The organism is Streptococcus parasanguinis (assembly GCF_001073155.1).
In the GTDB taxonomy this organism is placed as follows: domain Bacteria; phylum Bacillota; class Bacilli; order Lactobacillales; family Streptococcaceae; genus Streptococcus; species Streptococcus parasanguinis_D.
On record NZ_JVEE01000017.1, the window covers coordinates 93,722 to 119,135 of the forward strand.

A 25,414-nucleotide genomic window follows, 5' to 3' on the forward strand; every position below is an offset into this window, starting at 1 on the left:
CTTTTAATTTTTAGACACTTTGTCCACCTCTATTCATTTTTTCTTCTAAAAAACTCTCACCTGCTCAGCAGATGAGAGAATTCAATTATTTAAAGATAGAGGTTTTGAAACTGTCCGTTTGTTGTAGCAATTTCTTAAAGATTTTTTCTTTCAGTTCAACCGTATTGTCAAATTTGACAGAACCGTTACTTAGAGTAGCCTTATCTTTATCCACTGCATCAGCAAATGCACGTTTCAAGTCTTCATAGCTATTGTAGGTTTTACCATCGATGTCAATAGCCTGAATTCCATTTTTGGCACTTGTCACAACTTCATTGAAGTAAGCTTTCTTCCAGTCTTCAAGAGTGTTAAATTTTCCATCAGAAATCTTGCTAATGATGAAGTCATCTCCTAGAGTGGCAAGTCCAGCTTGTTTGGATTCTTGTTTATACTTGTTCGAAGCATAACCCAGGAATCCTTTTTCATAGCCATAATAGCCCCAAATCCTGAAAGTATTGTGTTTGAAGGACATGGCTCCAGGAGCCCCTTCACTGGTGTTCCCACCATAGATCCCTGTCATCATCGGCACAGTCACATAGGCTGAACCAAAGTCAGATGGATTATAGACGCCATTTCCAGGACCACGGTTGGTCATGAAATTATTGGTGATGAGGTCATCTACTGTATGTAAAGCAATGGCTTTTTCCTCATCACTCAACGGTCGAACCTTATCGAATTGATTCTTGGTGTTCGCTCCTCGGTATTGTTTATCAACCTTCTTGAACCATGCATTGTTCAAGTCTTGACTGCCTTTATTGAGGACGGCTTCTCCTTCTAGGTAATCCAGAAGCATGAGAGTGTCATTATAGCCTTTCATATACCGATCAATTTCGTCACGTGACTTCAAATCATTTGGATTGGTATTGTACCATTGGTTGCCGTCGTTTGGACGTTCATAGGCCATGTTGAGACCTAGAGCTTTGTATTCCCCATTTGGATTGGATACGGATGGCGTTTGGAGCATGCCTTGAGCATAGGCTTCTAGATCCGTTCCTTCACGGTGTCTCCAGCCACCCAAGTATACCATACGGTCATTGACGTGCGTCGTTTCATGGGTAAAAGCAGAAATCCCAAAGTCACTGATCATATCCGTCACCATAAAGAAGACCGAATCATCTTTATAAGGATTTCCATAGACACGAGCGGTTGCTCCCATGCGCCAATCTGTCGCATGGTAACGATCAGTTGGTCCATATAATTCACGAATTGGAGCGACATCTTTTCCACTATTCGTATGGCCATAACGGTCTGTACTAATGCCTTTATAGTTTTGATTATCAAGGACAGGGGTCGGCACCATATTATTGCTCTTTAGGAGCTGGTTGCGAACATTATCAGCTGCTAATCGCGACCAGAAATCCAAGTAGTCCTGTTGGGCTTTTGCTACTTTATCAATTTCCGCCTTGAAGGCATTTCGTTCTGCCTCAGTGTTTTTACCGTATTTCTCGAAGGAACTATAGGCCAAGGTATTGTATGTTGAAATCAAGAACATGTGCGCATCTTTAAGATTCAAGAGTGGCAAGATCATTTTACCGTGAATATCATTGTTTAAGCCCTCATAGGCTCTATGCTTAGCAGATGCGAAAGCTGGATTGGTCGTCTCAGGCTCCACAATATAGACATTGTCTTTGGTTGCTTTGATGAACCAATCATTCAAGTCTGTATCAGTTGTAAAGAGGTCCATATTGTACTTCAGGAAGTCATTTAGGTTGCTAGAAAGAGTAGACTTCGCAACGACTTCTCGGAAGGCATCATGGGTACGAGTTCCTTTGATGTAGTCTTCTTTTGAACCAATTTCAATCAAACGGTCTAAGACATCAACATTCTTCCCATAGAAGTCTGGCTTGAACAACATGAGCTGCTTAAGATTGACATCATCGAACTTCACTCCGTAATAGCGATTGAGGTAAGAAAGCCCTAAAAGAACGGCCGCCTTGTTGTCATCAACTTTCTTGATAAGGGCACGTTTAGCAGCCTCATCTGTGTTTAATTGATGGTCTTGGTTTTCAACCAGTTGTTTGACAAAGTGAGTCAGATTATCCTTGACTTCTTGGAAACTTTCTTCGAGGTAAAGGTTCTTAATGGCATTGACTTTGTTAGGTCCTGTTCGACCTAAGTGAGTGTAGATTGGATCTGATTGCAATTCTACAGGACTTAATTTCTCTACGATGGCACTGATGAGATCGCTACGGTCCTTGTCCACCATATTTGGCGTGTAGACTACTTCACCGAGCTCCGCCACACTGTACTCTTTGACTTGTTTGACTTTAGAATCTTTCGGTGTCATGCTAAAGACATCTTTGGTCTTATCGGCATAATGGATCAGGATGTGATCAGCATCTGCTAGTTCCGTGACAAAATCATTGCCCTTCATAGCGGTCACAGACAAGACTTCCTTGGTCAAAAGAGGGCTCGTCGCAGCCAATTTATTCCCTTGGTCGACAATCCACTCTTTATTGTAGAATGGTTGCAATTTAGCAATATTACGGTAAGCCAGCTCACGAGTCGCATCGTAAGCAGTGATGGCCTTGTATTGATCGTCTTTGCTAACAAGGTGATTGAGCGTGTCTTCAATCGGTTTGCTGCTGGTGAATGTATCAGCTGTAATTCCCATTGCTTCGATTTTCTGCTCAGCTTCTGCCAGCGAGATGCTAGGGATTTTACGGGAGTTGTTAAAGGATTTCTTCCCTTCACTCACGCCTTCCACGCTGTAATTGCGCTTGGTTCTTGAATAGGTGAAGTAATCATCAGCGTCGATATCCGAGTGTCCGAAGACCATCTCACCCGTTTTGACTTTCATCATGGTGATGTTGTCTTCAATAGTCCCCAAGGCCCAGTTGGTCCCCAGTAATCCACCAGATTGAACCGCTTCTTTGAGTTCAATTGAACCTTTAGCAACTGAATTTCTGAGAACCCCTTCTTTACCTACTGTGTGGTTATTTCCACCATTTTGAGAGGAATAAACGAGACCTGCAGCTTTGGCTTTGTTCCCAGTGATTTCAGCATCAACGTAAGCTTTTTCTACGACACCCTTCCAGTTCTCACCAACAACACCCGCTAGATAGCCACCTTTGTTCCCAGCAGCGTGCAGTTTCCCGATAAAGGCGACATTACTTACTTTCCCACTGCCATCAATTTTATTGATAATACCAGCTACGTCATTGTTCCCAACAACACTTCCTGTTACTTTAACATTTTCAACAGTTGCATTATTTTTGATGACACCTGCGATTGGAGCTACTCGATCAGTCCCAGGTAGGTCAATCGCAACATTTTCAAGCAAGAGATTCTTAACCGAGCCACCTTCGATGTTCCCAAACAGTGGTCGCGTGATATTATGGATGGCAAATGTATTTCCATCCGTACTTTCCAAAATTCCCTTGAAGGCATTGGTCACATAGGATTTCCCTGCTGGCTGGACATTAGCCGCATTCATATTGCTACCAATCTTAAAGGTACCAGTCGGATTGGCTTGCATGGCTTTTACAAGTTCGTTGAAATTGTAGTAGACATCACCTTCATGTGCTTTTGGTTTCGCAATATAGTGGACATAGTCCTCACTGAACTGGTTGTCCGCAGTCCGTTGGATGAGATCAGGAGCTTTGGCTGTTACTTTGTAGAGGGTCGTGCCATCTACCGTCACTTCTTCGATTTTATCAACGGCTAGTTTCGTGACCTTATTATCATGGGTGGTAACCTTTAAGTAGTAAGGCTTCACATCAGACGGTGTTTCAGTCAAGAGGCTGCTATCAGTCTCAAGACCTTGGTCATCCACGCTAATCAGACTGGTTTCCTTGATGTTTTTGATTTCAACTTTTTTAAGATCAATTCTCAGTGGTTCTTCCTTGAGAACTTCTTCTTCATCCCCATTTCCACGGTCATAGACCATGGTCGTTGCGAGCGTATAATCCTTGTAGTAGTCCAAGTCCGCTAAAGCAGCTGCCAAGTCCGTCTCTGAAAGGGTCAGGGTTTTCACCACTTGATCACCCTTCTTCAATACAGCCTGGATGGACTTGATGGTCACACCGTCTGGTTTATCCAAATGATAAGTAGCTTTGACACTGCGCTTCAATTCTTCCTGATCAATGTTGGTCAAGGTCAAGGTTGGCTTTTCAAGTTCTTTAGTCCCTTGGTGAATGATCTGATCTTGCGCCTGTTCAACTACTTCCTCAGAAATCGTAGGAGCATCCGTTGTCTTAACTCCCTTAATGGTCTTATAGACCTTGGTGATTTTCTTCTTCCCATTCTTACCGGTTTGAGAAACCCTTTCGGTTCCTTTTAGCAAGGTGGCATCTTGTTCGGTTACCGTCTTAAATGGAATTTCTTCAAAAGCAACTTCATCTTTTTGGCCTTCAATCGCCTTAGTCCCACGACTAATTTTTTCTGTCACAGGAGCTTTTACTGTTTCAGTTGTCGTGCTCACGGGATCGCCAATCTTCTCGCCATTGACCGTCTTATAAACACGATGAATCTCCTGGCTTCCAGCCTCGCCTTTCTGAAGAAGGCTTTCTTCATCGGTGTAACGATTGGCATCCGTTACATACTCTGTTTCATATGGAAGGATTACCGTTTCTGTCTCTGTTACCGTCCCTTCTGTAACTTGATAGGCTGGGTTCTCCGGTTGAACAGGAGCTTCGCCGACATGGCCTTCTTCTTGTGTCCCTTTGGCTTCCACCACACCTGTATAGGCTGGGTTCTCCGGTTGAACAGGGGATTCGCCGACATAGCCTTCTTCCTTTGTTCCCTTAGCTTCTACTACACCGGTATATTCTGGGTTCTCCGGTTGAACAGGGGCTTCCCCTACATGACCTTCTTCCTGTGTTCCCTTGGCTTCCACTACTCCTGTATAGGCTGGAGTCTCTGGTTGAACAGGGGCTTCCCCTACATGGCCTTCTTCCTGCGTTCCCTTAGCTTCTACCACACCTGTATAGACTGGAGTCTCTGGTTGAACAGGAGCTTCACCGACATGACCTTCTTCTTGTGTCCCCTTAGCCGTTACAACTGGAGAAGGAATGGGTTGAGGGGTTGGTTGGGCATCTTCTTTTGTTCCAACAGCAAGAATTTGTGAAACTGGTTCTTTAGTGACCTTGCTTTCAACGACTCTGCGAACTTCTTGTCCATCTACCATACTCACTTCCGTCAATAAGGTTCGCTCCCCATTTTGACCAGCAGTCAGCACCTTGGTTTGCCCTTTAGGTAATGTAGGATCAGCTTGTTTGACAGTTTCAAATGGCACAGGCTCAGTAGAGACTTCCAGGCTTGGTTTTTCAACTTGAGGAAAGGCTGGAGCGACTTCTGGGGTCACACGCGCTTGTGGTTCCACTTGTGGAATCCCTGTACTTGTTTTGATCGTTCCTTCTACAGAAGGTTTCGTTTCCTGCATAGCCTTTGGCTCTTGTAAGCTCGTCTTTTGGACTGACGGGTAGCGCAGATAACCAATATAGTCATAGCCGTCAATTTGAATCACGCCATTTGCAAGATCTTTGCTCGATGCGATCGCAAGATCCTGATTATAGGCGCGCAAAACTTGATTTTGTAGGGCTGCGACTTCAACTGGAAGTAGAAGACTTTGTCCCATGGCTCCAATCAAAAGGACGCCCATGACCTTCTTCCGGTGCTTTTTAGAGAGTAAGAGGACCGCAAAGGAAGCAGTGGCTAGACTTAGCCCAAAAAGGGCGACTTCCTGACTTCCTGTTTGAGGAAGAACCGACTGAGTTGCTTCCTTCTTCTTATAGACGAGATAGAAAGTATCTTCATTTTGATATGCTTCAGGGATTGCATGAATCACCTGTGCTTTTTCTTCAGCGGTCAGCTCTTCTTCTGTCACATATCCTAAGTGCACATGAGCAGGTAGGGTCACCTGATCTGCTTGGACAGGACGAGCTCCTAACAAGCTTCCTCCTAATAAAAAGGCTCCAATGGCTACCGGACCAACACCGACAGATAATTTTCGAATCGAATATTTGGTCATTTTTTCAAACGTTTGTTTCGCTTTTTTCATCCTAAAATTCCTATATAGTAATATTTAATCCTCGAGCAGGGACCTGATTATTTTCAGAGAGGCTGAGGTCCTTTCCAGAAATAAGAACCTTCCCGGGATTTTTTACCTTTACCTATCTTATCTTTTTTCTTCTATTTTAGCAAGCTCTAAAACTCAAAAAAATGAACCGTTTTCTTTATAGGAGGAAAGCAACACAAAAAACGCCTCGAAAGGCGTTTGTATCATAGATCTATTTATAAGGATTGGTACAAATCATTGTATCGTTGACTAGCCGTATCCCATGAGAAGTCACGCGTCATAGCTTGCTCTTGCAGACCATACCAAGCCTGTTTGTCATTGTAGTAGACAGCCAAGGCTTCATCAACTGCCCAGTTAAACCAATAGCCAGACAAATTATTGAAGCTAAAGCCTGTTCCACTTCCATCAACAGCATTATACGGTTGGACCGTATCTCGAAGTCCGCCGACTTCATGCACCAAAGGAAGAGTTCCATAACGCATGGCCATCATCTGAGAAAGGCCACATGGTTCAAAGCGGCTTGGCATCAAGAAGACATCCGACGCTGCATAGATTTCTTGGGCCAATTGGACATCAAATGTGATATTCGCTGAAAGTTTATCTGGGTAGGCTTGACCAAACCAAGCAAAGGCATTTTCAAATCCAGGATCTCCTGTACCGAGCAAGACAATCTGAATATCCTTTTGCAAAAGTTGATGCAACTCTTCTACCACCACATCAAAACCTTTTTGACGTGTCAAACGAGAGACGATCCCAAATAAAGGAACATCATCGCGAACAGGTAGACCAACACGTTCTTGAAGAGCTCGTTTGCTAGCTGCTTTACCTGAAAGATCTGAGAGACTGAAGTGATAGGTCAAGAGTGGATCCGTTTCAGGATTATACAGATCCGCATCAATCCCGTTAACAATTCCGGTCACCTTGCCAGACTCCATCCGAAGGATCTGATCCAAGCCACAACCATATTCAGCAGTCATAATCTCATGCGCATAGCTAGGAGAAACAGTTGTCACACGGTCAGCATATAGAATGCCGGCTTTCATCCAGTTCAGGCAATCATTCCACCGAAGCGTTCCATCTGCATAGCGTTCAAATCCAACTCCGAATAGGTCCCATAACATTCCTGGGTCGAACTGACCTTGGAATTCCAAATTATGGATAGTCAATACTGTTTTAATTCCATGATAAGCTTGAATCCAACGGTATTTTTCCTTCAGCAAGAAAGGAATCATCGCTGTATGGTAATCATGGGCATGAAGAACATCTGGAATGAAGTCAACCCGTTCCATCGTTTCTAAGGCCGCGAGCTGGAAGAAGGCAAAGCGTTCACCATCATCAAAGTCACCATACACATGGCCCCTAAAGAAATAATGTTGGTTATCAATAAAGTAAAAGGTGACTCCATCTCGCACAATGCGTTTCACACCCACATATTGACTTCTCCAGCCAACCTTGGTCTCAAAATGCAAGACATCTTCGATTTGATCTCCAAACTTGGCCTCTACCATATCATAGTAAGGGAGGATCACGCGCACATCATGACCACTTTTCGCTAAGGATTTAGGAAGAGCGCCAATAACGTCTCCCAAACCACCTGTTTTAGAAAACGGTGCTCCTTCAGCTGCAACAAATAATAGTTTCATTAGACAATATCCTCTGTAACAATCGTTCCTTTTTTAACCACGACAGGTGCTTCTTCTGTCCCACGAATCGTCACACCAGCAGCCACTTCGACACCCTTATCCAGGATGGCATGTTCGACGATTGCATTTTCATGAATCACAACACCAGGGAAGAGAAGACTACTGCGGACCTCTGAACCTTCATGAAGGCGTACCCGACGTGAAACAATGGAACGTTCAACGGTTCCTTCTACAATACTACCCGAAGCAAATTGAGACGTTTTAATATGTGATGTCTTGGAATAATACGTTGGTTCTTCATTCTTCACTTTCGTATACACCTTTTGGTTTGGTGAAAAGAGCTTCATGAATTTTTGGTTTTCCAACATATCCAAGTTTGCATGGTAGTATGATTCAACTGAATGAATATTGGCTAAGTAACCTGTATATTCAAAGGCAAAAGCATTGTATTCCACCGCCAAATCACGCAAGATATAGCGCAATTTTTGTGGGTATTCTTTCTTAGCTTCTTCTTCAATTTTTTCAATCAACCAAGGAGTGTCCACAATAAAGACATCTGTTGACATGTTGTAGACTTCGTCAGGATCCTTGCCATCAAAAAGTCTTTGCTCTGAAACATGGTCTGTTTCATCAATTTTCAAGACAGCATTGACTTCAGAGATATTTTGAAGATGTAACTTCTTATAAACCACTGTAATCGGACGATCAATGGTATTATGAAGGTGGAAAATTTGGTTGAGGTCAATATTCATCAAAACATCACAGTTTAAAGCAACTGTTTGGTTGGAACCAGACCGTTTCAAATAGGTCAACAATTGTTGGTAATATTCTGGCCCTACCGTTGTATTTTCAACAGGAGTATTATAGATTCCGAGGTAATAGTGGCTCAATAAAGTAGACAAGCCCCACTCACGACCTGAACGAATATGGTCAAAGACCGAACTAATATTTTCTTGTTGGAAAATCCCAAAAACACTACGAATACCAGCATTCGCAAGACTAGACAACGGGAAGTCAATCAAGCGGTATTTCCCATCAAACGGTAGGGATGCTACCGGACGATGGCTGGTCAAAGTGGACATATCATGATACCCAACTGTATTTCCTAAAATGGCTGAATATTTATCAATCTTCATCTGTTGCTACCCCCACTTTTTCATTGTAACCGACAACTTGTACTTCCTCTGTTCCATCAATCACGACACCTTCTGCAATGACTGCACCTTCTCCGATAATCGCGCGTTTCACGACAGCTCCTTTACCGATAATGGCATTGCTCATCACGACAGCATCTTCAACAACTGCTCCTTCACGAACTTGAGCTTCTGTTGATAAGATGGAGTGTTTGACTGTACCGTCTACCAAACAACCATCGACTACAAGAGAATCTTCGATGTGAGCATGTTCCCCAAAGAAGTTTGGTGGTGAAATAAGGTTGCGTGAATAGATTTTCCAGTGACGATCGCGACTATCCAAGGCATTATTTGGATCGATATATTCCATATTGGCTTCCCAAAGAGACTCAATCGTACCAACGTCTTTCCAATAACCATTGAATTCATATGCATAAACACTTTCGCCTGATTCTAGATACGTTGGAATGACATTTTTACCGAAGTCTGACATATCGATATCGCTCTTTTCAGCAGCAACTAACATATTGCGCAGACGAGCCCAGTCAAAGATGTAAATCCCCATTGAAGCCTTAGTTGATTTTGGTTCCGCTGGTTTTTCTTCAAATTCGACAATCCGATTATTGGCATCTGTATTCATGATTCCAAAACGGCTTGCTTCCTTCAAAGGAACATCTAGGACGGCAACAGTCAAGCTTGCGTTATTATCCTTGTGTGCTTGAAGCATGTCATCGTAATCCATCTTGTAGATGTGGTCCCCAGATAGAATCAAGACATATTCCGGATTGATGCTGTCGATATAGTCGATGTTTTGGAGAATAGCATGACTAGTTCCTTCGAACCACCGATTTCCTTCACTAGCTGAATAAGGTTGGAGAATAGACACACCTGTATTGATTCCATCCAAGCCCCAGCTGGAACCATTCCCAATATGGCTGTTAAGGGCAAGTGGTTGATACTGTGTAATCACACCAACATTGTGAATTCCTGAGTTGGCACAGTTTGAGAGAGCAAAATCGATAATCCGATAGCGCCCACCAAATTGAACCGCAGGTTTCGCGATGTTTTTGGTTAATTTTCCAAGACGTGTTCCTTGCCCACCGGCAAGAATTAAAGCGAGCATTTCATTCTTCATTGACTACTTCCTCTTTTTAAAGCTTGGACTCCCTTAGAGTCAACCGATCATCATTTTTTATCTGATGTTTTAGATTTCGTTTTGCGAACCTTCCGTTTCACCTTCCAAATGCTAGCCCCTAAAGCCGGCAAAGTAAAGGTCAAAGTTTGTTCATAATCCTTCCACAGTCCATCTTGAGACTGAACTGTCGGATTGTGCTCTTTCCAGACACCTCCCCATTCTTCTAATTCTGTATTCCAAATTTCTTCATAGACAGCTGATACAGGCACACCAATCGTAAAGTCCTTGCGTTCTACTGGTGCCATATTAAAGACGCACACCAGAATATCTCCTTTACGATTTTTCCGAGCCATAGACAAAACGCTCTGATCCCGGTTATCTGCATCAATAATCTCTAAGCCATCAAAGCTATCATCAATCTCCCACAATTCCTTGTGTTCTTTGTAGAAATGATTGAGCTGAGAAGTGAAACGACGCATCTTAGCATTCATTTCATCCTCTAGATTGCCCCATTCCAGTTGCTCTTCTGACTTCCATTCCAAAAACTGGCCAAATTCTGAACCCATAAAGAGTAATTTCTTACCTGGATGACAGATCTGATAGGTCAAGAGGTTACGGAGTCCAGCAAATTGATTGTAACGATCTCCCCACATCTTATGCATCAAACTCTTCTTACCATGCACCACTTCATCGTGTGAAAATGGTAGTAAGAAGTTTTCAGAAAATGCATACATGAAACTAAAGGTTACCAGGTTAAAGTCAAATTTCCGGTAGATGGGATCTTCTTCGTAGAATCGAAGGATATCATTCATCCAACCCATATTCCATTTATAGTCAAAGCCAAGTCCACCTTCTTCTTCAGGACCCGTGATCTTTTGACCAGCAGAACTTTCTTCTGCAATCATCATGACATCTGGGTGTTCGTTCTTGATAATCGCATTCAAACGTCTAAGGAAATGAACACCTTCATAGTTGAGGTTTCCACCATCAATATTTGGTGTCCATGGACCGCTATCGTAATCAAGATAGAGCATATTGCTCACCGCATCGACCCGAATCCCGTCTAAATGATAGGTATCAATCCAAAACTTCAAACTAGAAATCAAGAATGACTGGACTTGATTCTTTCCTAAGTCGAAGTTCAAAGCTCCCCAACCATAGTTATGGGCCCGATGTTCATCCTGGTATTCAAAGGTTGGTGTTCCATCATAATACGCCAAGGCATCATCATTGATAATGAAATGTCCTGGTACCCAATCCACAATCACTCCGATATTGTTGAGGTGGCATTCTTCCACGAAGTCTTGAAACTCTTCTGGGCTACCATAAGTCTGCTCGAGTGCAAAATATCCCATAAGCTGATAGCCCCAACTCAAGCCCAATGGATGGGCCATCACTGGCATAAATTCCACGTGGGTGTAGTTCATCTCTACCAGATACGGAATGAGTTCATCTTTTAGTTGTTTGAAGGTATAGGAACTATGATCCTCATTACGTTTCCACGATCCTGCGTGAACCTCATAAATATTAACAGGTCGTTCCTTAAAACCAAGTTTTTTGCGGCGTGCTCTCCAGAGACCATCTTTCCAGTTTTTCTCTGGAATGGTCTTAATAATAGATCCTGTATTGGGTCTCTTTTCCATCCATAACGCTAGAGGATCGATTTTTTGCACCTGATGACCATTTTGTCGAGTCACCAAATACTTGTATATATCTCCCTCTTTTGCATCGGAACAGAAGACTTCCCAGACGCCTCCTTCATTACGAACCATTGGAATTTTACGAGCTTCCCAATCAGTGAAATCACCAATCAGATCCACCGCCTGAGCATTGGGAGCCCAAACACGGAAGGTAAAGCCTTCTTGTTCTCCCCTTGTTTCCTTGTGAGCTCCTAAGTACTCTTGAAGATGGAAATTATCCCCTCTTCCAAATGTCCATAAGTCTGTGCTTCTATCCATATACTCACCTCTTTGCTTTTTGAAAGCGTTTTCTATTTGATATTATTCTACTATAAAATCACTTAATTTTCAAGTTGATTCCTGTAAAATCATGTAAAATTATCAGGAAAAGTTTTTCCATTTTCTTTCCCGAACCTTTTCGATCCTTCCTTGGTCATCCTCCTTATCTTACTTACGATTATACTATATATACGAGGAAAATCAAACAAAAACCGAACATTTAAATCACTATTTTTATTACTAACTAGTTTATTACGAATAAAATGAACATTTTTATGAACAATGTAAAAAAAGACTAAGACAGATTTGTCTTAGTCTTGTTGAATTCTTAGTCTACGTTCACGTATTCTTTTGAAAGTTCAAGAACTTCTTCCATTGTTGAACATTCAGTAAGAGCACGGTTAGCGTATTCTTGCATTTTAGCTGTGTCGAGTTTCTTCATCAAGCTACGTGTACGAAGGACAGATGTCGCTGACATTGAGAACTCATCCAAGCCCATTCCGACAAGAAGTGGAACAGCAGTTTGGTCACCGGCCATTTCACCACACATACCAGCCCATTTGCCTTCAGCGTGAGCCGCTTTGATCACGTTGTTGATCAAACGAAGGATAGATGGGTTATATGGTTGGTAAAGGTATGATACTTGCTCGTTCATACGGTCAGCAGCCATTGTGTATTGGATTAAGTCGTTAGTACCAATTGAGAAGAAATCAACTTCTTTAGCAAATTGATCCGCAAGCATTGCTGCAGCTGGGATTTCAATCATGATTCCTACTTGGATATCGTCTGCAACAGCAACACCTTCCGCAAGCAATTTAGCCTTTTCTTCTTCAAGAATACCCTTAGCTGTACGGAACTCAGTTAACAAAGCAACCATTGGGAACATGATCCGCAATTTACCGTGAACAGATGCACGAAGCAAGGCACGCAATTGTGTGCGGAACATTTGGTTACCAGTTTCAGAGATAGAAATACGCAAAGCACGGAAACCTAAGAATGGGTTCATTTCTTTAGGAAGGTCGAAATAAGGAAGTTCTTTATCCCCACCGATATCCATTGTACGAACAACCACAGGTTTACCGTTCATACCTTCAAGAACAGCTTTGTAAGCTTCGTATTGGTCATCTTCTGTAGGGAAGTCTTGAGAATCCATGTACAAGAATTCTGTACGATAGAGACCAACAGCTTCTGCACCATTATCGTTTACACCTTCAACATCTTTAGGTGTACCGATGTTGGCAGCCAACTCGAAGTGTTTTCCATCAGCAGTCACTGTTTTCGCATCTTTAAGGAGAGCCCATTCAGCTTTTTGTTTCGCATAAGCTTCACCAGCTGCTTTGAACTCTGCGATTTGTTCTTCAGTAGGGTTGATCACTACTTCACCAGTGATCCCTGAAACAGCCAAAACATCGCCATCTTTGACAAGTTCTGTGATGTTATTTGTACCAAGAACAGCTGCGATTTCAAGTGTACGAGCCATGATAGCTGAGTGACTGGTACGTCCACCGATATTCGTAACAAAAGCTTTTACATACTTTTTGTTCAACTGTGCTGTATCAGATGGAGTCAAGTCATGCGCAACCACGATTGCTTCTTCATTGATAGAAGCAGGGTTTGGCAATTTTTTACCAAGCAAGTTGGCAAGGACACGTTTGGTAACGTCACGAATATCTGCTGCACGTTCTTGCATGTAAGGATTGTCTTCCATTCCTTCAAAGATCGCAATGAACATGTCAGTGACTTCTTTCAAGCCAGCTTCTGCATTGATTTTTTTCGTACGAATTGTTTCTTTGATCTGACCAATCATTTCAGGGTCAGCCAGAACCATCATATGCGCATCAAAAACTTGCGCTGCTTCTTCACCAAGGCTTGCTACTGCATTCTCCCGAATAAGAGAAAGCTCGTTTTGTGAAGCTTCAAGAGCTGCATCCAAACGAGCTTCTTCTGCACTTGTATCTTCGACTGAAACAGTCTCAAATGATAAGTCTGGTTGAATGAGCAAATATGCCTTAGCAACGGCAACACCGTCAGATGCTGCAATTCCTTTTAGCATTTTTGTCATATTTTAAGCCAATCCTTCTTTAGTCATTGTTTCTGAGATAGCTGCGATAGCATCATCAGCGTCAGCACCTTCTGCAGAGATTACAACGTCTGCTCCTTGACCAACACCAAGGCTCATAACACCCATGATTGATTTCAAGTTAACTGATTTACCTTTGTATTCAAGAGTAATATCTGAAGCAAATTTGCTAGCAGTTTGAACCAACAAAGTTGCTGGACGTGCGTGGATACCTGTTTCTGCCACGATGTGGAAATCTTTAGAAGCCATAGTTTGACTCTCCTTTTTAAAAATAGTTTTTGAGTTACCTTTTGATAACCCTTACAATTTGGTATTATATCATCTTTTGAAATTTTTTTCAAGATTTTTATCACTGACTTACAGAAAAAGACTGAGAAAAATCCCAATTTAGATACATTTTAAGAAGCACCTGAAGAACAGAGAAAATATCTTTTCAATTTTCTACTATATTATAAGTAACATTTTCCTCCGCTTTCAATGAAAAGAAGCTGTTGAACCACAGGATATTGATTCACCAAAAAATTATAACTAATTAAAGATGCTTTAAAGCCTATTCTTATCCCATTTCTTCGATTTTCACACTTTTCGCTCACCACAATATATTGTGCTTTAAAAACTCCATTTCATCTCTTTGCACAATATTTAGTTTTATTTTGTTGACAAGTTGCTGGATTTTGTTTATACTGTTTACAGATTTATATTTCGATAGGAGAACGGAAAAGAAATGGTAACCATTTATTCAAAAAATAATTGTGTTCAATGCAAAATGACCAAGCGATTCCTCGATAGCAATCATGTGGAATACCGCGAAATTAACTTAGACGAACAGCCAGAATTTGTAGAGCATGTTAAGAACCTTGGCTTCAATGCTGCTCCAGTTATTCAAACACCGGATGAAGTATTTTCTGGTTTTCAACCAGCTAAGTTGAAGAAACTTTCTTAATAAACACAGTATTTTGCTTAAATAGGGTCTAGCGTTAGCAACCTAACACTAGACTTTTTACTTGGAAAGAGAGGACTTCTCCTCTTCATTTTTTTGAACTAGAAAAGGATTATTATGGGATTAAAATCTCTTGAAGATGTGACGTATTTTCGTCTTAACAATGAAATCAACCGTCCAGTAAACGGCCAAATCATGCTTCATAAAGATAAAGAAGCTTTGGATGCGTTCTTTAAAGAAAATGTTGTACCAAATACTAAAGCCTTTGACTCGATTACAGACAAGATTCAGTACCTTCTCGAGCACAATTACATTGAGAGAGCTTTTATCGAGAAATACCGTCCTGAATTTTTAGAGGAATTGGCCCAATTTATCAAAGACCAAAACTTCCAATTCAAGTCCTTCATGGCGGCCTACAAATTCTATAACCAATACGCTTTGAAAACAAATGATGGAGAATACTATCTTGAAAGCATGGAAGACCGTGTCTTTTTCAATGCTCTCTATTTTGCTGATGGAAATGAAGCTATCGCGCGAGACATCGCAAACGAAATTATCCACCAACGCTACCAACCAGCTACTCCTTCTTTCTTAAACGCTGGACGTGCCCGCCGTGGGGAATTGGTATCATGTTTCTTGATCCAAGTAACCGATGATATGAATGCGATCGGACGTTCCATCAACTCTGCCCTTCAACTGTCTCGTATCGGTGGTGGGGTTGGGATTTCTCTCAGCAACCTTCGTGAAGCTGGAGCACCAATCAAAGGGTATGAAGGAGCCGCTTCTGGGGTCGTACCTGTTATGAAACTCTTTGAAGATAGCTTCTCTTACTCTAACCAATTGGGACAACGCCAAGGGGCTGGGGTGGTTTACCTCAACGTCTTCCACCCAGACATCATCGCCTTCCTTTCAACTAAGAAAGAAAATGCCGATGAAAAGGTTCGGGTTAAGACCCTTTCACTTGGTGTCGTCGTGCCAGACAAATTCTATGAGTTAGCGCGTAAGAATGAGGAAATGTACCTCTTCAGCCCATACTCTGTGGAACGTGAATACGGAGTACCATTCAACTACATCGACATCACTGAAAAATACGATGAGTTGGTTGCTAATCCAAATATCCGCAAGACTAAAATTAAGGCACGTGATTTGGAAACTGAAATTTCTAAATTGCAACAAGAATCTGGCTATCCATATGTAGTCAACATCGATACTGCTAACCGGGCAAACCCTGTTGATGGAAAAATCATCATGAGTAACTTGTGTTCAGAGATCCTCCAGGTTCAAGAACCAAGCTTGATCAACGATGCCCAAGAATTTGTCCAAATGGGAACAGACGTCTCATGTAACCTTGGTTCAACCAACGTGGTTAACATGATGACTTCACCTGATTTTGGACGTTCGATTCGTGCCATGGTCCGTGCTTTGACCTTCGTTACAGATAGCTCTCATATCGTAGCCGTTCCAACTATTGACCACGGAAATAAATTGGCGCATTCGTTCGGACTTGGAGCTATGGGACTTCACAGCTACCTTGCCCAACAATTGATCGAATACGGATCACCTGAGTCTGTTGAGTTTACAAGTATCTACTTCATGCTCATGAACTACTGGACTCTCGTAGAATCAAATAACATTGCACGCGAACGTGGTGTCACCTTCCACAACTTTGAAAAATCAGACTATGCCAACGGTACTTACTTTGATAAGTACATGACTGGAGAATTTGTACCAAAATCTGATCGCGTCAAAGAACTCTTTAAAGATATCTTTATCCCAAGTGCTGAGGATTGGGCAGAACTGCGTGCTAAAGTTCAAGCAGATGGTCTTTACCACCAAAACCGCTTGGCTGTCGCACCAAATGGATCTATCAGCTACATCAATGACGTATCTGCTTCTATCCACCCAATTACACAACGGATTGAAGAACGTCAAGAGAAGAAAATCGGTAAGATCTACTACCCTGCAGCAGGATTGTCAACGGAAACGATTCCTTACTACACTTCTGCCTACGACATGGATATGCGAAAAGTCATCGATGTCTATGCTGCTGCAACTGAGCATGTAGACCAAGGTCTTTCACTGACTCTCTTTATGCGCAGCGATATTCCAAAGGGTCTTTACGAATGGAAAACTGAAAACAAACAAACCACTCGTGACTTGTCTATCCTTCGGAACTACGCCTTTAACAAGGGTATCAAGTCTATCTACTACGTCCGTACCTTTACAGATGATGGTGGAGAAGTTGGCGCCAACCAATGTGAAAGCTGTGTCATCTAATCCGCTATCCTAGATAGCTATCAAAAGTCGGTTCGCCGACTTTTTGTGCGGTATTCTATCAATTTATGGTAGAATAGTAACGATTGAATGAATAGAAAAAGAAAGTGATGCAAATGGAAACATACTACAAAGCCATTAACTGGAATGCAATCGAAGATGTCATCGATAAATCGACCTGGGAAAAACTGACAGAGCAATTCTGGTTGGATACACGTATCCCTTTGTCAAACGACTTGGATGACTGGAGAAAGTTGTCTAATAAAGAAAAAGACCTAGTTGGTAAAGTCTTTGGGGGATTAACCCTTCTAGATACCATGCAATCTGAAACAGGTGTTCAGGCTCTTCGTGCGGATATTCGTACTCCCCATGAAGAAGCTGTCTTTAACAACATCCAATTTATGGAATCAGTCCATGCTAAGTCATACTCTTCTATCTTTTCTACTTTGAATACCAAGTCAGAAATCGAAGAGATTTTCGAATGGACCAACACCAATCCTTTCCTTCAAAAGAAGGCAGAAATCATCAACGAAATCTACCTCAATGGGACCCCTCTTGAAAAGAAAGTTGCCAGCGTCTTCCTTGAAACCTTCCTCTTCTACTCTGGTTTCTTCACACCTCTCTACTATCTTGGAAACAACAAATTGGCCAACGTAGCTGAAATCATCAAGTTGATCATTCGTGATGAATCAGTTCACGGAACCTATATCGGCTACAAGTTCCAACTTGGATTTAACGAATTATCAGAAGAAGAACAAGAAAAACTCAAAGAGTGGATGTATGATCTGCTCTACACTCTCTATGAGAATGAAGAAGGTTACACAGAGAGCCTCTATGATGGTGTGGGCTGGACTGAGGAAGTCAAGACCTTCCTTCGATACAACGCCAATAAAGCCCTCATGAACTTGGGACAAGATCCGCTTTTCCCAGACTCAGCAGATGACGTTAACCCAATCGTCATGAACGGAATCTCAACCGGTACCTCTAACCACGACTTCTTCTCTCAAGTCGGAAATGGTTACCTTCTCGGTGAAGTAGAAGCCATGCAGGATGACGATTACAATTACGGACTATAAGACAAAAACCTTTCCAAACGGAAAGGTTTTTTTGTTGCATTCTTTTTCTAATTGGCTCTGCTTCTTTGTTGAAAAAAGAGGTTGAACAAACATCCAACCTCTTCGATAATTACAATTTACCTGCTACAGCATCCAACAATTCTTGGATTTTCGCTTGGTTGCTTCCTCCTGCCATGGCCATGTCTGGTTTACCACCACCACGTCCATCGACGATTGGAGCCAATTCTTTAATGACATTACCTGCATGGACTTCTTTTGTCTTGCTGGCTACAAGGACATTGACCTTGTCACCGATGGCTGCGACAAGAACAAGCACATCAGAGTAATCTTTTTGTTTCCAGTTATCCGCAAAGGTACGAAGGGCACCTGCATCTGATACAGAAACTTGGCTGGCAATGTAACGGTGGCCGTTTGCTTCTTGAACATTCTTGAAGACATCGCCTGCTGCAGCTGCTGCCGCTTTTTCCTTCAATTCTGCATTTTCTTTTTGCAATTGACGGAGTTGTTCTTGAAGACCTTCCACCTTATGAGGGACTTCCTTGAGTTGAGGTGCTTTCAAGGTTGCTGCGACTGCTTTCAGTGCGTCTTCTTGTTCACGGTATGCTTCGAAGGCTTCCTTACCAGTTACTGCTAAGATACGACGAGTTCCTGATCCGATTCCTTCTTCTTTGACAATCTTGAAGAGACCAATTTCAGAAGTATTGCCTACGTGAGTACCACCACAGAGCTCAACAGAGTAATCACCAATAGTGACAACACGAACTTCTTTACCGTATTTTTCACCAAAGAGGGCCATGGCTCCCATTTCTTTAGCAGTATCGATATCTGTTTCAATCGTTTCGACTGCGATCGCTTCCCAAATCTTTTCATTGACTTGTTGTTCAATAGCGCGCAATTCTTCTGGAGTCACGGCTTGGAAGTGAGTAAAGTCAAAGCGAAGGAATTCTACTTCATTGAGAGATCCCGCTTGGGTTGCGTGGTTACCAAGGATATTGTGAAGAGCCGCATGGAGCAAGTGAGTTGCTGTGTGGTTCTTCATGACACGATGACGACGATTGGTATCGATCGCCAAAGTGTATTCTTGGTTCAAGGCAAGAGGAGCAAGAACTTCAACAGTATGGAGTGGCTGTCCATTTGGTGCTTTTTGAACATCTGTCACCGTCGCTACGACGTTTCCTGCAGCATCCAAGATTTGACCATGGTCCGCAACTTGTCCACCCATTTCAGCGTAGAATGGAGTTTCTGCAAAGATCAATGATGCAGTCCCTTCTGATACAGCCTCTACTTCAGCATTGTCCGCTACGATAGCCACCAACTTAGAAGGCAATTGGCTGGCATTGTAGTTGAAGCTACTTTCAACTGTAATGTTTTGAAGGGTTTCATTTTGCATCCCCATAGATCCGCCTTTGACAGCTGATGCACGCGCACGCTCTTGTTGTTCCTTCATAGCTGCTTCAAAACCTTCACGATCGACTGTCATTCCAGCTTCTTCGGCGATTTCTTCTGTCAATTCTACAGGGAATCCGTATGTATCATAAAGTTTGAAGACATCTTGACCAGCAATCACTGTTTGACCTTTAGCTTTCAAGTCTTCAACGATGGTTTGGGCAAAGTGTTGACCAGAGTTCAAGGTACGAGCAAATGATTCTTCTTCACTCTTGATAATTTTTTCGATAAAGTCTTGTTTTTCAAGTACTTCTGGGTAGTAGCTTTCCATGATCTTCCCAACAGTTGGAACCAATTTATACAAGAAGGTTCCTTCAATCCCCAATTTTTGACCATGCATGGAAGCACGACGGAGGAGACGACGAAGAACGTAACCGCGTCCTTCATTACCTGGAAGAGCCCCATCTCCAATCGCAAATGAAAGCGAACGGATGTGGTCAGCAATCACCTTGAAGCTCATATTGTCTCCATCTGGATCATAGGTTTTACCAGACATCTTTTCCACTTCACGAATGATTGGCATGAAGAGGTCTGTTTCAAAGTTAGTCTTCGCCCCTTGAATAACGGCTACCAAACGTTCCAAACCTGCGCCCGTATCAATGTTCTTGTGTGGCAATTCCTTGTATTCGCTACGAGGAACAGCAGGGTCAGCGTTAAATTGTGACAAGACAATGTTCCAAATTTCGATGTAACGGTCGTTTTCGATATCTTCTGCAAGCAGACGAAGACCGATATTTTCAGGGTCAAAGGCTTCTCCACGGTCAAAGAAGATTTCTGTATCTGGTCCAGAAGGTCCCGCACCGATTTCCCAGAAGTTGTCTTCGATTGGGATCAAGTGACTTGGATCTACCCCAACAGCGATCCAACGGTTGTATGAATCCTTGTCATCAGGGTAATAGGTCATGTAAAGTTTGTCTTTAGGGAAATCAAACCATTCAGGACTTGTCAAAAGCTCATAAGCCCACGTAATGGCTTCATCACGGAAGTAATCTCCGATAGAGAAGTTCCCCAACATTTCAAACATGGTATGGTGACGGGCAGTTTTCCCTACGTTTTCGATATCGTTGGTACGAATGGCTTTTTGAGCATTGGTAATCCGTGGGTTTTCAGGTTTGATAGTTCCATCGAAGTATTTCTTAAGAGTGGCAACCCCTGAGTTGATCCACAAAAGGGTTGGGTCATTTACAGGAACCAAGCTAACAGATGGTTCTACAGAGTGACCTTTGCTTGCCCAGAAATCAAGCCACATTTGACGGACTTGTGCACTAGATAATTGTTTCATATTTTTCTCCTAATTTTTTAAGATTAATTTGCGCTAGCTTCTAACATTTCGACATAATCGATGGCGACACACAGTGAGATGACTAAATCAGCGTATTCATCCTCATAAACCGATACTTGATAGGTAGAGGTTAGATGAAAGAGTTCTTTGCTAATCTCAGCGACAATTTGATCCCGATCATCGAATAATTTGAATTCTAGGTCCCAGATATTTCCTTGTACCCGCAGTCCCAAATCTTCGATATCGTATTTATCCCTGAAGAGCGTCAGTTTTTTATGGATGAAAAAGCGATCCCCATCCTTCAACTCAACCACAAACTTAGGAAGAAGGCTGATTGTTTTTTTTGTAATGTGGCTCACTTCTTGTCCATTCTTATCATAGATGGTAAAAGTCTTGGGAATCTTAAGAAAAGATCCCTCAACCTGGTATTCAACATTTCCCAACTCATCTTTGATATCGAACCGCTCGCCACCCAATCGAAATTTTTGTTTCACTTGATAGGTTCGCATCTTTTGATCTCCTTTAAAAAGCTCCAGACAACTGCCCATAAACAAAAGACAAGCCACTAAACGAAGGGCGAAAAACCGCGGTACCACCTTCATTCAATGAACTTGTCATTCTTCATTTTATATGCAATTGTCTCAGCCGAGTAGCAAAATCATTTCCCTTCCATGGCTCGCACCCCCGCCACTTCTCTGATTCCGAGTAACAATGATTTATTCTCAACTATTTCATTATACAAGTTCCAAAAGGAACCGTCAACTATTTTTTAGATGATGAGCTGCTATCGCTCGTTTGAACACCGATATTTTGCAAATATTGGTTAAATGTTGATTTGAAGGCATCATCTTTGACCTTGATATTGGCATTGGTCATCGCTTTTGCAATAATGCTACGGATGTAGTTGGTATCTTGCTTACGACCATCAACAATGATCTCTTTCAAACGTTTTTCGTATTTCTTCCAGTCAGAGCCTTTTTCTGTCTTCTTATTCAATTTGACAATATAGTAGCTAGCAGAATAGTTTTGACCTGCTGAAACTGTGATCACATCTGAAATCCCATTTTCATCCAACTTAAAGGCAGCTTCTTTGACTTGAGATGGAATATCTGCTGTTCCTGAATCAAACTTGACTTCGCCACCTTTGTCTTTTGTAGCAGTATCTGTTGAATTGTCTTTGGCGATTTGGGCAAAGTCTGCACCTTCCGCTTTAGCTGCTTCCAACACTTCTTTTGCTTTATCTTCTGAATCTAACTTGATAATTTGTGCTGTTACTTCTGGTGTGTAAGATTCAAAAGCCGCCTTGTAGTCAGACTCTTTGATATCTTTCTTAGCAGCTTGGTTGACTGCATATTCCAACAACATATTGCTACGGATTTGTTTCTTCGCTGTTTCTTCCGTCAAGCCTTGTTGCGCCAAGTAAGCATCGAATTGCTTGCCTAATTGTTTCTTTTGTTTAGCCAATTCTTTATCGACTTCTTTATCAGAAACTTTTGATCCATATTCTTTTTCAAAGACTTTATTGATGGTCATTTGGAAAAGAACTTGTTGAGCACCTTGGTTGTTTTTGATTTCATTATAGAAATCAGAAACTGTAATCGTGTCCCCTTTCATGGTCACGATATCTTTGTTTGTGCCATTGGCACACGCTGCTAGTGTTACGACTGATAGCAAGGTCACAGCACCTGCTACAAGTTTTTTCTTCATGAAAATTATTCTCCGTTCCTTTTTAAACTTCTTCTATTTTACCACAAATTAGAGAGAATACCTTAAATTTACCTAAAAAGAGCTAGGATCTGGCAAGGTTACAGTCTCTGTATTTTTCCGAATCATCAAAATACCATCTCCAAGTGGCACCAAACTAGCGGTCAAATCTGGATGATTGAGAGTCGCATGAAAGAGGTTCTGAAGCCCCCGGTAAATGGTTCGTTGCCCACGACGCACTTCCATGATGTCCTTGGCAACATCTCCTCCTTGGAAAATATCATCCAATACCACGACTCCCCCAACCTCTAAGAGTTCGAGAATTCGTGGCAAAAAGACGATGTACTTAGACTTAGCAGAGTCCATAAAGACAAAGTCATAGGTCTCTGTTAAATCCTGCAAGACATCTACTGCATCTCCTTCAAGCAAGGTGATTTGTTTTCTCTGATCGTATTTAGCCAGATTTTCCTTGGCAAAGCCAATCATCTCTTCATTCCGATCAATAGTGGTAATTTGTGCATCGGGAGCATTTTCAGCCATTAAGAGCGCTGAAAATCCAATTGCTGTCCCAATTTCCAGGATTTTCTTTGGTTGTAGGGCTTGCAGGAGTAGTCTAAAGTAAGCTACCGTTTCATGCGGAATAATCGGAATATTTTCCTTGCGGGCGAATGCTTCTAACTCCTCCAAGGCACCTGCTACCGGTTTTTGACGCGTGCGCATAAAGTCAACGATCTCGTCTTTAACCACTGGCCGGCGCATATTGTGGTTGGCATTTTTACTATAAGACTCTACCATCTTATGCGAGTCCTAATTTTTCTACTAGGGCTTCAAATTCATTCAACCGACGTTCAAAGACCGCAAAGGCTGCGTCCAAGTAGTCTTCTTTTTCCATATCCACACCTGCTTTGCGGATGACATTGAGTGGATAATCAGAATTTCCAGCTTTCAAGTAGTCGATATATTTATCACGATCTTCTTGTGTTCCATGAACAATCTTTTCAGCTAAGGCTGAAGCTGCTGCAAAACCTGTTGAATATTGGAAGACATAGTAGTTATAGTAGAAGTGAGGAATCCGAGCCCATTCATATTGGATCTCAGGGTTGTCTTCTTTTGAAAGACCATAGTATTTTTCATTGAGCTCTGCATAAAGGTTGTTCAAGAACTCACTAGTCAAAACGGTACCTTCTTGGTCTGCTTTATGGATGGCATGCTCAAATTCAGCAAACTGCGTTTGACGGAAGACGGTTCCACGGAAGCCATCCAAGAAGTGATTCAAAATAGCAAAACGAGTTGCATCGTCTTCTACTTCTTCTAACAGACGTTCGGTCAGGATATTTTCATTAGTTGTAGAGGCGATTTCGGCAAGGAAGATGGAATAGTCCCCATAGACATAAGGCTGGGTTTCACGGGTATAGCTAGAATGCATACTGTGACCAGTTTCATGCACCAAGGTGAAGAGATTATCCAATGTATCTTGCCAGTTCAACAACATGAAGGCATTGGTATCATAAGAACCACCTGAATAGGCACCTGAGCGTTTTCCTTGGTTGACATGCACATCAATCCACCGTTCGCTAAAGGCACGTTTCACACGAGAAAGGTAGTCCTCACCCAAAACAGCCAAGACTTCTTCTGCTTTGGCCAACGATTCTTCATAGGTAAACTTGTAGTCTGTATCGGATAATGGCGTATACATATCGTACATCTTCAAGTCTGAGATTCCTAGAATTTTTGAACGCAATTGCACATAGCGTTGCAAGAGTGGCAAGTGTTTGTTGACCGCTGCCACCAAGCTATCATAAACACTTTCTGGTACAAAGTTTTCAGAAAGGGCCGCTTCACGGGCAGATGAGAATTTGCGAACTTTGGCATTAAAGTTGTGAACTTTCACATTGGTTTGCAAGGTTTTAGCATAGGTATGTTGGTACTGTTCATAAACCTTGTAGAGGCCTTCGTAAGCTTCTTTACGAACGGCACGATCTTTTGATTCTACCAAAGAAATATAGTTTCCATGGGTTAATTGAACCTCTTCGCCCTTGTCATCATGCACAGTTGGGAAAACAATATCTGCATTGTCCAAGATTTCAAAGGTTTCACCCCCAGCCGCAAAGATCTCACCAGCTCCTGCAAGTAATTCCTCTTCTTTTTGAGACAAGACATGTTCTTTTTTCTCTAGCAAACGATCAAAATAATGACCATATTGTTCCAAGGCTGGAACTTCACTCACAAAGGCCTTGTATTGCTCATCCGTAATGGCCATGAATTCAGGCTCATAGAAGGCAAAGGTTTCACCTAACAAGCTATAAAGAGACATCCCTTTTGATTGGTACTCTTGGTATTTAGCCACTCGTGTGTCTTGGTCATTTTTCATATGGGCATAGACGTAGACCTTTTCTAAACGACGACTCAATTCCAAATATGCATTGGTTGTATCCAACAGTGTTTGCGCTGAATCCAACAAATGGCCAGCATAGTGGCTTGCTGCTTTAATATCTGTAGCTAAGCTTGCTGCTTCTTCTTCCCAAGCTTGATCTGTCGCAAAAATTGTCGACAAATCCCATTGGTATTTTTCATCAATTTCATTACGTTGTTTTACCATTTCGATTAATCCTCCAATGGTATTATTTTAGCATATTTCAAAAATGCTTTCTATTAATTTCTATTAATACTTTAAAAGCCTTTAAA

The 25,414-nt window shown here is 42.0% G+C and carries 15 protein-coding genes; 3 read left to right on the forward strand and 12 right to left on the reverse strand.

What is annotated here, in order from left to right; genetic code table 11:
- Positions 1–85: 85 nt before the first annotated feature.
- From ADH92_RS02325 to ADH92_RS02355, 7 genes are all read right to left on the reverse strand, one after another.
- Positions 86–6,040 (reverse strand): ZmpA/ZmpB/ZmpC family metallo-endopeptidase, encoded by a 5,955-nt coding sequence (locus ADH92_RS02325; RefSeq protein ID WP_049496733.1) that lies wholly within the window; start codon positions 6,038–6,040, stop codon positions 86–88.
- A 233-nt stretch (positions 6,041–6,273) separates the two neighbouring features.
- The gene (gene glgA / locus ADH92_RS02330) at positions 6,274–7,701 is read right to left on the reverse strand and encodes a glycogen synthase GlgA (RefSeq protein ID WP_003006424.1); all 1,428 of its coding nucleotides are present in this window, start codon (positions 7,699–7,701) and stop codon (positions 6,274–6,276) included.
- Positions 7,701–8,837 carry a glucose-1-phosphate adenylyltransferase subunit GlgD gene (gene glgD, locus ADH92_RS02335; RefSeq protein WP_049496742.1) on the reverse strand — a complete coding sequence of 379 codons (1,137 nt, stop codon included), beginning with the start codon at positions 8,835–8,837 and terminating at the stop codon, positions 7,701–7,703. The genes glgA and glgD overlap by 1 nt, the downstream gene beginning before the upstream one ends.
- On the reverse strand, positions 8,827–9,969 hold the full coding sequence (locus ADH92_RS02340) for a glucose-1-phosphate adenylyltransferase (protein ID WP_049496743.1): 1,143 nt from the start codon (positions 9,967–9,969) through the stop codon (positions 8,827–8,829). The genes glgD and ADH92_RS02340 overlap by 11 nt, the downstream gene beginning before the upstream one ends.
- Before the next feature lie 50 nt (positions 9,970–10,019).
- The gene (glgB, locus tag ADH92_RS02345) at positions 10,020–11,927 is read right to left on the reverse strand and encodes a 1,4-alpha-glucan branching protein GlgB (RefSeq protein WP_049496744.1); all 1,908 of its coding nucleotides are present in this window, start codon (positions 11,925–11,927) and stop codon (positions 10,020–10,022) included.
- Between the two features lie 328 nt (positions 11,928–12,255).
- Positions 12,256–13,989: a phosphoenolpyruvate--protein phosphotransferase gene (gene ptsP, locus ADH92_RS02350; RefSeq protein ID WP_003006414.1), complete on the reverse strand. Its 1,734-nt coding sequence runs from the start codon at positions 13,987–13,989 to the stop codon at positions 12,256–12,258.
- Positions 13,990–13,992: 3 nt separating this feature from the next.
- Entirely contained in the window at positions 13,993–14,256 is a 264-nt protein-coding gene (locus ADH92_RS02355; RefSeq protein ID WP_003006411.1) for a phosphocarrier protein HPr, read from the reverse strand.
- 475 nt (positions 14,257–14,731) lie between these two features.
- On the opposite strand from ADH92_RS02355, the gene nrdH reads away from it, so the two are divergent.
- The 3 genes from nrdH to nrdF all read left to right on the forward strand — a co-directional run bounded on the left by nrdH (position 14,732) and on the right by nrdF (position 18,297).
- Positions 14,732–14,950 carry a glutaredoxin-like protein NrdH gene (gene nrdH / locus ADH92_RS02360; protein WP_003006408.1) on the forward strand — a complete coding sequence of 73 codons (219 nt, stop codon included), beginning with the start codon at positions 14,732–14,734 and terminating at the stop codon, positions 14,948–14,950.
- A gap of 114 nt (positions 14,951–15,064) precedes the next feature.
- Positions 15,065–17,224 carry a class 1b ribonucleoside-diphosphate reductase subunit alpha gene (gene nrdE, locus ADH92_RS02365; protein ID WP_049496745.1) on the forward strand — a complete coding sequence of 720 codons (2,160 nt, stop codon included), beginning with the start codon at positions 15,065–15,067 and terminating at the stop codon, positions 17,222–17,224.
- Between the two features lie 113 nt (positions 17,225–17,337).
- The gene (nrdF, locus tag ADH92_RS02370; RefSeq protein ID WP_037617283.1) at positions 17,338–18,297 is read left to right on the forward strand and encodes a class 1b ribonucleoside-diphosphate reductase subunit beta; all 960 of its coding nucleotides are present in this window, start codon (positions 17,338–17,340) and stop codon (positions 18,295–18,297) included.
- Between the two features lie 109 nt (positions 18,298–18,406).
- On the opposite strand, the gene alaS is transcribed toward nrdF, so the two are convergent.
- From alaS to pepF, 5 genes are all read right to left on the reverse strand, one after another.
- Entirely contained in the window at positions 18,407–21,025 is a 2,619-nt protein-coding gene (gene alaS / locus ADH92_RS02375; protein WP_049496746.1) for an alanine--tRNA ligase, read from the reverse strand.
- A 23-nt stretch (positions 21,026–21,048) separates the two neighbouring features.
- A complete protein-coding gene (locus tag ADH92_RS02380; protein ID WP_049496748.1) occupies positions 21,049–21,534 on the reverse strand; it encodes an LURP-one-related/scramblase family protein in 486 nt (161 codons plus the stop codon).
- 253 nt (positions 21,535–21,787) lie between these two features.
- Positions 21,788–22,732: a peptidylprolyl isomerase PrsA gene (prsA, locus tag ADH92_RS02385; RefSeq protein ID WP_049496749.1), complete on the reverse strand. Its 945-nt coding sequence runs from the start codon at positions 22,730–22,732 to the stop codon at positions 21,788–21,790.
- Between the two features lie 72 nt (positions 22,733–22,804).
- Entirely contained in the window at positions 22,805–23,524 is a 720-nt protein-coding gene (locus ADH92_RS02390) for an O-methyltransferase (protein ID WP_049496750.1), read from the reverse strand.
- 1 nt (position 23,525) lies between these two features.
- Complete coding sequence (gene pepF, locus ADH92_RS02395; protein WP_049496751.1) at positions 23,526–25,328, reverse strand: oligoendopeptidase F; 1,803 nt, start codon at positions 25,326–25,328, stop codon at positions 23,526–23,528.
- Positions 25,329–25,414 lie beyond the last annotated feature (86 nt).

What these genes read in the sequence shown, in the direction of transcription:
- ADH92_RS02325 (WP_049496733.1), bottom strand. Translation starts at nt 6,040, where the DNA reads ATGAAAAAAGCGAAACAAACGTTTGAAAAAATGACCAAATATTCGATT.
- glgA (WP_003006424.1), bottom strand. Translation starts at nt 7,701, where the DNA reads ATGAAACTATTATTTGTTGCAGCTGAAGGAGCACCGTTTTCTAAAACA.
- glgD (WP_049496742.1), bottom strand. Translation starts at nt 8,837, where the DNA reads ATGAAGATTGATAAATATTCAGCCATTTTAGGAAATACAGTTGGGTAT.
- ADH92_RS02340 (WP_049496743.1), bottom strand. Translation starts at nt 9,969, where the DNA reads ATGAAGAATGAAATGCTCGCTTTAATTCTTGCCGGTGGGCAAGGAACA.
- glgB (WP_049496744.1), bottom strand. Translation starts at nt 11,927, where the DNA reads ATGGATAGAAGCACAGACTTATGGACATTTGGAAGAGGGGATAATTTC.
- ptsP (WP_003006414.1), bottom strand. Translation starts at nt 13,989, where the DNA reads ATGACAAAAATGCTAAAAGGAATTGCAGCATCTGACGGTGTTGCCGTT.
- ADH92_RS02355 (WP_003006411.1), bottom strand. Translation starts at nt 14,256, where the DNA reads ATGGCTTCTAAAGATTTCCACATCGTGGCAGAAACAGGTATCCACGCA.
- nrdH (WP_003006408.1), top strand. Translation starts at nt 14,732, where the DNA reads ATGGTAACCATTTATTCAAAAAATAATTGTGTTCAATGCAAAATGACC.
- nrdE (WP_049496745.1), top strand. Translation starts at nt 15,065, where the DNA reads ATGGGATTAAAATCTCTTGAAGATGTGACGTATTTTCGTCTTAACAAT.
- nrdF (WP_037617283.1), top strand. Translation starts at nt 17,338, where the DNA reads ATGGAAACATACTACAAAGCCATTAACTGGAATGCAATCGAAGATGTC.
- alaS (WP_049496746.1), bottom strand. Translation starts at nt 21,025, where the DNA reads ATGAAACAATTATCTAGTGCACAAGTCCGTCAAATGTGGCTTGATTTC.
- ADH92_RS02380 (WP_049496748.1), bottom strand. Translation starts at nt 21,534, where the DNA reads ATGCGAACCTATCAAGTGAAACAAAAATTTCGATTGGGTGGCGAGCGG.
- prsA (WP_049496749.1), bottom strand. Translation starts at nt 22,732, where the DNA reads ATGAAGAAAAAACTTGTAGCAGGTGCTGTGACCTTGCTATCAGTCGTA.
- ADH92_RS02390 (WP_049496750.1), bottom strand. Translation starts at nt 23,524, where the DNA reads ATGGTAGAGTCTTATAGTAAAAATGCCAACCACAATATGCGCCGGCCA.
- pepF (WP_049496751.1), bottom strand. Translation starts at nt 25,328, where the DNA reads ATGGTAAAACAACGTAATGAAATTGATGAAAAATACCAATGGGATTTG.